The sequence below is a fragment of the Paenibacillus sp. P4_E11 genome, from assembly GCF_056401635.1.
In genome coordinates this window covers 1-9,589 of the sequence record NZ_JBFUIX010000137.1, presented here as the reverse complement: position 1 = coordinate 9,589, position 9,589 = coordinate 1, and the positions used below count along the sequence as shown (strand labels likewise).

The following is a 9,589-nucleotide window of genomic DNA, read 5'->3' as shown; positions in this document are numbered from 1 at the left end:
ACCATATGGTGTTGTCGAGCATTCAATTATCAATATAACTGATAGAACTTATAAGATCATTCTACTTGACCTGCACCGTCTACAATGATAGGTTCAAGAGTGTATCTATTTAATAAGATACGAATACTTGGAATTATTATAGCATGCTGCGCGAGGTGGATATTGTTGGAACTTCAAGTAACAAACAGTCCTTTTAATCAGGAACAAGTGGAACTGCTCAATCGCCTTCTTCCTACGCTATCAGAGGCGCAACGGATCTGGCTGAGCGGGTATCTGGCGGCTCTACAAGGAACGGCATCTGCAGGGGTATCTGGCTCTGCACCAGTGGCGGCTCCGACAGCGAATGTACCGGCAACCTCCATGGAGGTTACCGTTCTATTCGGTTCGCAGACAGGCAACAGTCATGGGTTGGCGAAGAAGGTGTCCAAGAAATTGGAAGAGCGTGGATTACAAGTAACGCTCTCTTCGATGGGCGACTTCAAGACCAATGGATTAAAGAAGATCCAAAACCTGCTTATTCTGGTGAGCACTCATGGGGAAGGAGATCCGCCGGATAGCGCTATTGCGTTTCATGAGTTTCTTCATAGCAAGAGAGCGCCTCAATTGGAGGATCTGCGGTATTCCGTGCTTGCTCTGGGAGATACATCCTACGAGTTTTTCTGCCAAACGGGCAAGRATTTCGACAAGCGCCTGGAGGAATTGGGCGGCAAACAGCTTACTCCGCGTGTCGACTGTGACGTCGATTTCGACGAGGCGGCTACGGAGTGGATGAATCAAGTAGTAAGCAGCTTGAGTGAGGCATCTACGGCCCCGGCCGTAGTAAGTGTAGCCAACAAGTCAGTCGGAAGCGGATCGGAATCCGAATATTCCAGGTCGAATCCGTTCCAGGCTGAAGTTCTGGAGAACCTGAACTTGAATGGTCGCGGATCGGACCGGGAAACGCGTCACATCGAGATTTCCCTGGAGGGCTCGAATCTGCAATATGAACCGGGAGACAGCTTAGGCATTATTCCGGAGAACCATCCTCGTCTTGTCCAGGAATTGATCGAGGCGATGGGTTGGACAGCGGAGGAGCTTGTTACCATTAATAAGAATGGTGATAAGCAGCCTTTGCAAGAGGCGTTGCAACGTCACTATGAGATAACTGTGCTGACGAAGCCATTGCTTGAGCAGGTGGCGAAGCTTACTTCAAGCAGTGGGCTTCAAGAGCTTCTGGAGGCAGGCCGCGAACAGGAGTTAAGGGCTTATCTGAACGAGCGTGATTTATTGGATCTGGTGCAGGATTATTCCCTGAAAGGAATTGCAGCAAGCGATTTCGTATCGATCCTACGCAAAATTCCAGGCCGCCTATACTCGATTGCGAGCAGCTCCAAGGCATTTCCAGATGAGGTGCACATCACGGTCCGGACGGTGCGGTATGAATCCCACGGCCGGAATCGCTACGGTGTCTGCTCGGTGCAACTCGCTGAGCGAGTGCAAGCGGGAGCAGCGCTGCCGGTATACATTCAGCACAACTCGAGCTTCAAGCTTCCGGAGAATCCAGAAACACCGATCATTATGATTGGACCAGGTACGGGCGTTGCTCCGTTCCGAGCATTCCTGGGCGAGAGAGAAGAGACCGGAGCTGAGGGGAAGACGTGGTTGTTCTTCGGTGATCAGCACTTCGCTTCAGACTTCCTGTACCAGGTTGAATGGCAGCGTTGGCTCAAGGATGGCGTGCTGACTCGCATGGATGTCGCGTTCTCTCGCGATACCGCTCAGAAGGTGTATGTCCAGCACCGGATGCTTGAGAAGAGCCGGGAGCTTTACCAGTGGCTGCAAGAGGGAGCTTGCGTGTACGTATGTGGTGATGAGAAGAAGATGGCCCATGACGTTCATGCGACACTGGCATCGATCCTTGAGCAAGAAGGCGGCTTCAGTACGGAAGAAGCTGCGGAATATTTGACCCGTATGCAACAGCAAAAACGTTATCAGAGGGATGTCTACTAAGACAGAGTCCCAAAAATAACGAGAGGAGAGAGCCGTATGTCAGATAACAATTTAATATCGCCGAATAGTGCACCGCATAGTGAAGTTGAACATATCAAGCAGCGAAGCAATTACTTACGGGGAAGTCTCGCCGAGACGCTGGAAGATGTAATTACGGGATCGATTCCCGAAGATGATAATCGCTTAATGAAATTTCATGGCAGCTACATGCAGGACGATAGAGATCTGCGCAACGAACGGAACAAGCAAAAGCTGGAGCCTGCTTATCAGTTCATGCTGCGTGTACGCGCGGCTGGCGGAGTCGTCACTCCTGAACAGTGGTTGATGATGGACCGTGTTGCCCAAGATTATGCCAATGATTCGATTCGCTTGACGACCCGTCAGTCTTTCCAACTGCATGGTGTGATCAAATGGAATATGAAGAAGACGATTCAGGAAGTAAATGCTGCGATGTTAAGCACGCTTGCCGCTTGCGGTGACGTGAACCGTAACGTCATGTGCAACCCGAATCCCAACCAGTCAGACATTCACGCCGAAGTGTATGAGTGGGCATGCCGGGTAAGCAATCACCTCGATCCACGGACTCAAGCGTACTATGAGATTTGGCTTGACGGTGAGAAGGTTGTGGACAGTCAGGATAATGGGGCAGAGATTGAGCCGATCTATGGGGCTGTTTATTTGCCGCGGAAGTTCAAGATCGGTATGGCTGTGCCGCCTTCCAACGATGTAGATGTATTCTCTCAGGATCTCGGTTACATTGCGATTATCGAGAATGGCCAACTGAAGGGCTTCAACGTTACGGTTGGCGGCGGGATGGGGATGTCACATGGTGACACTAAGACTTATCCRCAAGTAGCGCAAGTCATTGGATTCTGCAAACCCGAACAGATCGTTGACGTGGCTGAGAAGACCGTCATGATTCAACGGGACTATGGGGACCGCTCGGTCCGCAAGCATGCTCGATTCAAGTATACGATCGACGACCGCGGCATCGACTGGTTCATCAATGAACTGCACAATCGTCTGGGTTGGAAGCTGGAGGAAGCGCGTCCTTATCATTTCGATTCAAACGGGGATCGCTATGGTTGGGTGAAGGGAAGCAACGGGAAATGGCATCTCACCCTATTCATCCAGAATGGTCGTGTCAAGGATGAGGAAGGCTATCCGCTGATGACGGGGTTACGCGAAATCGCCAAGGTGCATACAGGTGATTTCAGACTTACGCCGAATCAGAACCTGATCATCAGTAATATCAGCAGTCAGAAGAAGAAAAAGATTGAAGAGTTGGTCAAGGAGTACGGGCTCACCGATGGAATCCAACATTCAGCCTTGCGTCGGAATTCCATGGCTTGCGTGGCTCTCCCGACTTGCGGGTTGGCCATGGCTGAATCCGAGCGCTATCTTCCGACGTTGATTGATCTGATCGAGCCGATGCTAGAGGAGAATGGCTTGCGCGACGAGGACATCGTCATTCGCATGACCGGCTGTCCGAATGGCTGTGCGCGTCCGATGTTAGCGGAAGTTGCGTTCATTGGCAAAGCACCAGGCAAATACAACATGTATCTGGGTGGCGGGTTCACCGGAAACCGACTGAACAAGCTGTACAAGGAGAACATCGGTGAAGCGGAGATTCTGGCGTCGTTGCAACCGATCGTTACCCAATATGCGAAGGAACGGCGGGAAGGCGAACACTTCGGTGATTTCACGATTCGTGCCGGTTATGTGAAGGAAGTTCGCTCTGGTCTGGACTTTCATTCTTAAATAGGTAGCAAACAAAAGGAGTGCATCCATAATGGGATGCACTCCTTTTTGTTTACATGGAACCCAATTACAACAGCGTGTGGAATCTTTCCCCATGCCCTCACGATGATATGATTGTACAACATTCGTTACGGACCTGAGAGACGTTATTTTGTGAAATAATCAGGTTTTGACAGACCTAACGGACTGAGGATCCGCAATTCGTCGTGTAAAGCGGCATTAATAGTAATTGTAAGCGATTAACGGATCCTGTGTCCGCAACAACACTGGAGAGGGGTTGAAACGGACAAATAACGGCTTCTGTGTCCGTAAGGACTCTTTATAAGAATATACCGAAAATACTACTAAGCCTGTTCAACCACCAAATAACCGCCTCATTCTATGGGCAGTTATTTCTGGTCCCGAGCCTTTAGTAATCGCAGTATCTACGATCCTGATTGACCCAGATGTAGTGGCCGTCGGGCGTGTAAAACTTCAAATAACCTCCGCACCCGGTAAATTCCAGCTCTTCCTCGACACGGCCGCCATGTTGCACAATCCTGTCCCGGAGCGTGCGAATATCCTGCGAATGCAGCTCGAGGGCATGCTTAGGGCGTCCGTCGAGCATCCAATGCATCGGCTGGACGTCTTCCACACGCACTTGCAGCAGATGGATGAACGGTTGGTTCTGGCTGCCTTCCCGTACCCGAATGACCCTTTCTTCTAGCTGAGAATCTAGAGAGGGTACCGATTCGAACCCGAGCGCCTGCTCGAAAAAGTCAGCCGTTCGTCCCGCATCCGATACCAGCATGCGAACGTGCCGGAAACCGGTAATATTCGTTTGAAAAGTCTCGTTGACGGCTGAGTCAGTCCGTTCATACACCCCGATTAGATGGCCTTCCGGGTCGAGGAACGACATGGATCCGTTGGATGGTTCTTTTACAATAAGCGCTCCCGCTTGCAGCAGGCGCTTATGCAGCTCCTGCAAGCTCTGTGTGTAAAAAGCCGCATATTCATGCCTATTCTCATTCGAATTATGATGATGCAGATGGCGAAATTCCGCTTCCGGTGTTACTAGAAAATGCAGACCCGGCCCGATTCTTGGTACAGTGCTGACGAACGAATTGTGTTCCAGAGGTCGTTCCGGGTAATCCAAGTGAAGCCCAAGCACATCCACATAGAAGCGGACAGTGCTGGCCAGATTACGTACCGGAAGCTGGATTAAGGTCATCAGATCGACGGCACATTTGCTGCCGGACACCCTATCTTGCTCATTATTCCGAGCTGCATGAAGTCGTTCCCCTTCAGCCGATTGTCCTGCGATGACTTTCAACACTTGAGGCACATATTCAGGCCTATAATTCTTGTCCTGCAAACGATTGGCATTCGGTTTCATAATCCGTCACACATCCCTTCTTGAATAGGTAAATATAGTTTTACTAAGGAATCCAGTTCAATGTCAGTGCCGTCAAACGTAACATACTCTGCGAACCATTGCCGCGCTCCGTCCAGTTGATAAGCGGTATTGACCGCGATCCATCGATGCATTTTATCCAACACGCCAGTCAACTTGCCGTATGTCTTAGTAACGCAACAAGCGTATAGGCCCGGGGAAAGTAACTTGTTATTGATATTCCCGACCAATCCGCCGGGGGCCTTTACGTTTACGATTGAACAAAGGACTCCATTCTCCCACCAATACTCGTCCTGATCCTCTGTTCCATACGCATACGACATATAGTACCGATCCGGCAATCCAGGACTATCCTCGTCGCGGGTGTTCATATACCATTGTGTCAACTGGTGTTCTGCTACTTCTTGAGCTGACTTCCCGTACCCCCGACTGAACAAGGCGGTAGCGCCTGGCCAATCTACAATCTCGATTTGTTGCGGTCGGAAGCTGCGCTCTACGGGGAGATACAGATTCATTCTTACTATTCGCCCATGGAAGACGGTGAATTGTTCGACACATGGTTGCCGGGCACGATCGAACGTGCTTTTGGGTAACCACTCCGCGAGTAGACGGTCCCAGGCTTCCTGAACTCGTTCCGGCTGGAGCTCCGTTATTTTTCTAACGGCATAGAGTCCTCCGAGAAACGTCTCCACTTGAAAAAAATTTCCGTTGTAAGCAGAATCGTGTTCTGCACCTACTACTAGCACTCGGTATCCGAAGCTGGGTATGCCATTCGATCCAGGAATGTCGACATTGTAGCCAAAGTATCGAAGCTTGAAGCTCTGCCAGCTTAACCTGCAAGTTTCATCATACACAGTTTGAAAGGCGGCTCGTTCTATTCCTGCTTCACAGGTTGAAACGTACAAATGGGCATGTGCTTGTGTCGGCCAAAGTCGCATCACTTTGACGTCTGGAAAAACTTCAGCTTGTTCATGCGTTTCCATGTATAGTACCTGCTCACGCAAACGGATGGACTCGAAACTGTAGAAGAGATCAGCCGCTCGATATGCCGCAGGGCTCAAGCCGACCAACTTCTTGAACACTTTGGCGAACGAATGGTAAGACTCGAACCCGCTATCCCAAGCAATATGCTCGATAGGTTTGTTCGAATAGCGTAACTGTACAGCGGCCATGCTGATTCTTCGTTTGCGGATGTACGCTTTGACAGCGTGGCCGGTTAGGGCATAGAACACCCGATACAGTTGAGCCTGAGACAAGAAAGCTTCTTGAGCGATTGCCGCAAGCTCGATCTCTTGATCCAAATGCTCTTCAATGTAGTCAATCGCTTGCTGCACGGAATCTATATCCTTCATAAGCGGCCCTCATTGTGTGGTAGTAATYCCCATTATATCGAAATGTTCAATTATGGATATGTTCAAATTTCTCAAAGCTGTTCCCCCTTCCCCTCCGTTTGGGAATATAATACACTTATAGGCAGACAACTGGGGGGAGTGGATGGAAATGGCGATGTGGCATGGAGCAGCAGGTGTATGTATCAATGAGAATGGCCAGCTTCTAATGATCCTGCAAGGTAAACCGGAAGAGGAGAAGCGTTGGGCTGTGCCGGCAGGCGGATTGGAGAAGGGCGAGACGCTCGAGCAATGCTGTGCGAGAGAAGTGCTGGAAGAGACGGGATACGAGATTCGGATTGTTCGCCAATTGCAGGTGAAGAATGGCAGCTATGCGTCCATCAATGTTGATTTCAGTGTCACCTACTACGAAGTGGAAGTGACCGGAGGCCAACCGACTATCCAAGACCCGGATGGTCTAATCTATGAGATCGCCTGGAAATCGGCAGAAGAGCTGGAGCAGTTGGACCTAAGTTTCGAAGAGGACAGGCCAGTTCTGCTGGATTGGATAAGGGGGAGAGTCTGATATGACTGCTTTTCGTGTGGGATTGAAGAGAGTCGTGGATGATTCTTACGATATTGAGATAGGAAGAGACTTGTTCGATTCATTGCTAACTGATTTGCAAAACGGGCTGATTCCGGGCATTGTCAAGGTTGCCATCGTCACCGATTCGAAGGTAGAAGAGAAGTATGGACGAGCCTTACTCGAGCGTATAGTTGAAGCCGGATTCACATGCCATCTGTTCTCTATTCCGAGTGGAGAGGGTTCGAAGACCAGAGCGAACAAAGCCTTGTTGGAGGACGAGCTACTAGCGAAGGGCTACGGCCGAGACTGCTGCATGATTGCGTTAGGCGGGGGGATGGTGTCAGACCTGACTGGTTTTGTTGCTAGTACGTTCTGCAGAGGGGTTCCTTACCTCAATTACTCCACAACCCTTCTGTCGGCGGCAGATGCATCCGTTGGAGGGAAGACCGCTGTGAATACGCCGGTGGCAACCAATCTGATCGGCACGTTTCATCAACCGACGAAGGTTTATATTGACCTCCAGACGTGGAGTACGCTGCCGATTCGCGAGTTCAGGAGCGGCTTGGCCGAGACGATCAAGCATGCTTGTATGGCAGATAACCAATTCTTCACCTATTTAGAGCGCCATATGAGTCGTATTCTGACTCCCGATCAGTTAGTGTTGGATGCGGAAGTGTGTGAGCATATGGCCTATCGTAACTGTCAGATCAAATACAGTGTCGTCGAGCAGGATGAGAAGGAGACGAATCTGCGGCAGGTGCTGAATCTCGGACATACGGCGGGAAGAGCGATCGAAGCGTTAAGCGGATATGAGCTGCTGCATGGAGAAGCGGTGGCGATTGGGTTGGCTTTTCAGGCTAAGCTCGCTCGGAAGCTCGGTTATCTCACGGAGGAAGAGCGGGATCGGGTATGCAGGTTGCTGCTAAGTGCGGGTTTCGAGATTGAGATTCCTTCGTACATCACCCCTTCCATGCTGGTTGAGAAGATGTATTCCGATAAAAAAGTGCGCAGCGGTCAAATTCGGTTCGTCATCATGTCGGGCATCGGTTCCATCCAACAGTTCGAAGATGGGGCCTATTCCGTTGCTCTATCGGAAGAAGTTTTGTATGAGGCACTAGCCGAATGCTAGGGTAAAATTATATCGGTAAAGGAGCGTAATAAACATGTTCGAACATCTCGTATCATTCAAATTCAAGCAACCCCTCTCCGCTCAGAAGGAACAGGAATTGCTCGCAGCATTGATGGCATTGAAGGAACAGATTCCAGGAATCGTGAGTTTATCTGCTGGCATGAATATGACGGAAGAAGTAGATAACATACACGGTTACTCGTTAGGACTTCGTGTGACGTTTCAAGATCGGGAAGCGTTGCGTCAATACGGGCCTCACCCGGTGCATCAACAATTCGTCCAAATGTTGGATGGTCTGCTCGACAATGTCGTCGTCATCGATTATCCGATAACGAAATGATAGGTGTTATAGTCCGTGCAATCAGAAGCCAGCCAACTCAGGAAGAGTGGCTGGCTTTCTCTATGGATTGCGATTGTCCCCATCGATCAGCCCACTTGGTCATCTCCTTCAAGGCATCCTTGAAGTCCAGACCTTTCTCGGTTAACGAATACTCAACGGAGACCGGAACAGTAGGATATACTTGGCGATTCACAATGCCGTTCTTCTCCAAATGCCGCAAAGTATCAGTAAGTGATTGGGTTTTGATCACTACCGCATCCCGCTGGAGCTGCTTGAACCGCTTAGGTCCTTTTTGCAGCTCGGCGATGACCAGGAAAGCCCACTTGGCCCCCAGTATCGTAAGTACTTCACAAATATTGTTATCATTTTGGGCTTCGCCGCATGATTCCATACGATCACCTTCTTACTAATAGTTAGTTGGTCCATTTATCAGGATAATGTCCAAATGTATTGCCTTCTTACATTATTATAGTAACCCCCTTATAATGTCAATCAAAGGAACCTCACATGTGCTAGCCATGTTGCTGGTCCAATTCGAACAGACATTGAAAGGGATGAACATCGATGAACAATCGTTTTAATATTTATTTGCTTGCAATAGGAGCCTTCTTGACGGCAGTTGCGGAGTTGGTAGTAGCCGGTATTCTTAATGTCATTGCGGAAGATATGGGCATATCTATCGCCCTTGCGGGTCAATTAATTACAGCTTATTCGCTCGCTTTTGCAATTGGAACCCCTATAGTGGTGGCTTTGACTTCGCAGGTGAGACGCAAAGAAGTGTTGATTGGCGCTCTATTGACCTTTATTCTAGGCAGTTTGGCCGCCTATGGCAGCTCGGACATTTCGATCTTAATCGTTTCTCGATTAATTCTGGGATTAAGTTCGGGTGTCTATCTAGTCGTAGCGCTGAGTTCTGTAGCCAAATTAGTACCGGCTGAGAAAACGGGAAGTGCCATGGGGACGCTCGCTCTGGGCTTCAGCCTGGCCATGGTACTTGGAGTGCCGATCGGTATAGCGATTACGAACTGGTTCGATTGGCAAGTGGTGTTTCTCGTTCTTGGTG

General features: G+C 49.7%; 9 protein-coding genes. 6 read left to right on the top strand and 3 right to left on the bottom strand.

Annotated elements, in window-relative coordinates:
• Positions 1-165: 165 nt before the first annotated feature.
• Positions 166-1,989, top strand: a complete 1,824-nt coding sequence (locus tag AC1DWB_RS28985) for an assimilatory sulfite reductase (NADPH) flavoprotein subunit (protein ID WP_477544575.1) — start codon at positions 166-168, stop codon at positions 1,987-1,989.
• 36 nt (positions 1,990-2,025) lie between these two features.
• Entirely contained in the window at positions 2,026-3,750 is a 1,725-nt protein-coding gene (gene cysI, locus AC1DWB_RS28980) for an assimilatory sulfite reductase (NADPH) hemoprotein subunit (protein WP_477544574.1), read from the top strand.
• Between the two features lie 409 nt (positions 3,751-4,159).
• Here the strand turns inward: cysI and AC1DWB_RS28975 are convergent, their stop codons facing one another.
• Positions 4,160-5,125: a VOC family protein gene (locus AC1DWB_RS28975; RefSeq protein WP_477544573.1), complete on the bottom strand. Its 966-nt coding sequence runs from the start codon at positions 5,123-5,125 to the stop codon at positions 4,160-4,162.
• Complete coding sequence (locus AC1DWB_RS28970; protein ID WP_477544572.1) at positions 5,122-6,495, bottom strand: helix-turn-helix domain-containing protein; 1,374 nt, start codon at positions 6,493-6,495, stop codon at positions 5,122-5,124. Before AC1DWB_RS28970 ends, AC1DWB_RS28975 begins: the two co-directional genes overlap by 4 nt.
• 142 nt (positions 6,496-6,637) lie before the next feature.
• Here AC1DWB_RS28970 and AC1DWB_RS28965 point away from each other — a divergent pair, with 142 nt between their 5' ends.
• From AC1DWB_RS28965 to AC1DWB_RS28955, 3 genes are read left to right on the top strand one after another with little or no spacing between them, the layout of a single operon-like run.
• Positions 6,638-7,057 carry an NUDIX hydrolase gene (locus AC1DWB_RS28965; RefSeq protein ID WP_477544571.1) on the top strand — a complete coding sequence of 140 codons (420 nt, stop codon included), beginning with the start codon at positions 6,638-6,640 and terminating at the stop codon, positions 7,055-7,057.
• Position 7,058: 1 nt separating this feature from the next.
• Entirely contained in the window at positions 7,059-8,186 is a 1,128-nt protein-coding gene (gene aroB, locus AC1DWB_RS28960; protein WP_477544570.1) for a 3-dehydroquinate synthase, read from the top strand.
• A 34-nt stretch (positions 8,187-8,220) separates the two neighbouring features.
• Positions 8,221-8,526, top strand: coding sequence for a Dabb family protein (locus AC1DWB_RS28955; protein WP_477544569.1), 306 nt, complete (start codon positions 8,221-8,223; stop codon positions 8,524-8,526).
• A 37-nt stretch (positions 8,527-8,563) separates the two neighbouring features.
• On the opposite strand, the gene AC1DWB_RS28950 is transcribed toward AC1DWB_RS28955, so the two are convergent.
• On the bottom strand, positions 8,564-8,917 hold the full coding sequence (locus AC1DWB_RS28950) for a winged helix-turn-helix transcriptional regulator (RefSeq protein WP_477544568.1): 354 nt from the start codon (positions 8,915-8,917) through the stop codon (positions 8,564-8,566).
• 173 nt (positions 8,918-9,090) lie between these two features.
• Here AC1DWB_RS28950 and AC1DWB_RS28945 point away from each other — a divergent pair.
• Positions 9,091-9,589 (top strand): MFS transporter (locus AC1DWB_RS28945; RefSeq protein WP_477544567.1); only part of this gene is annotated, 499 nt, incomplete at its 3' end.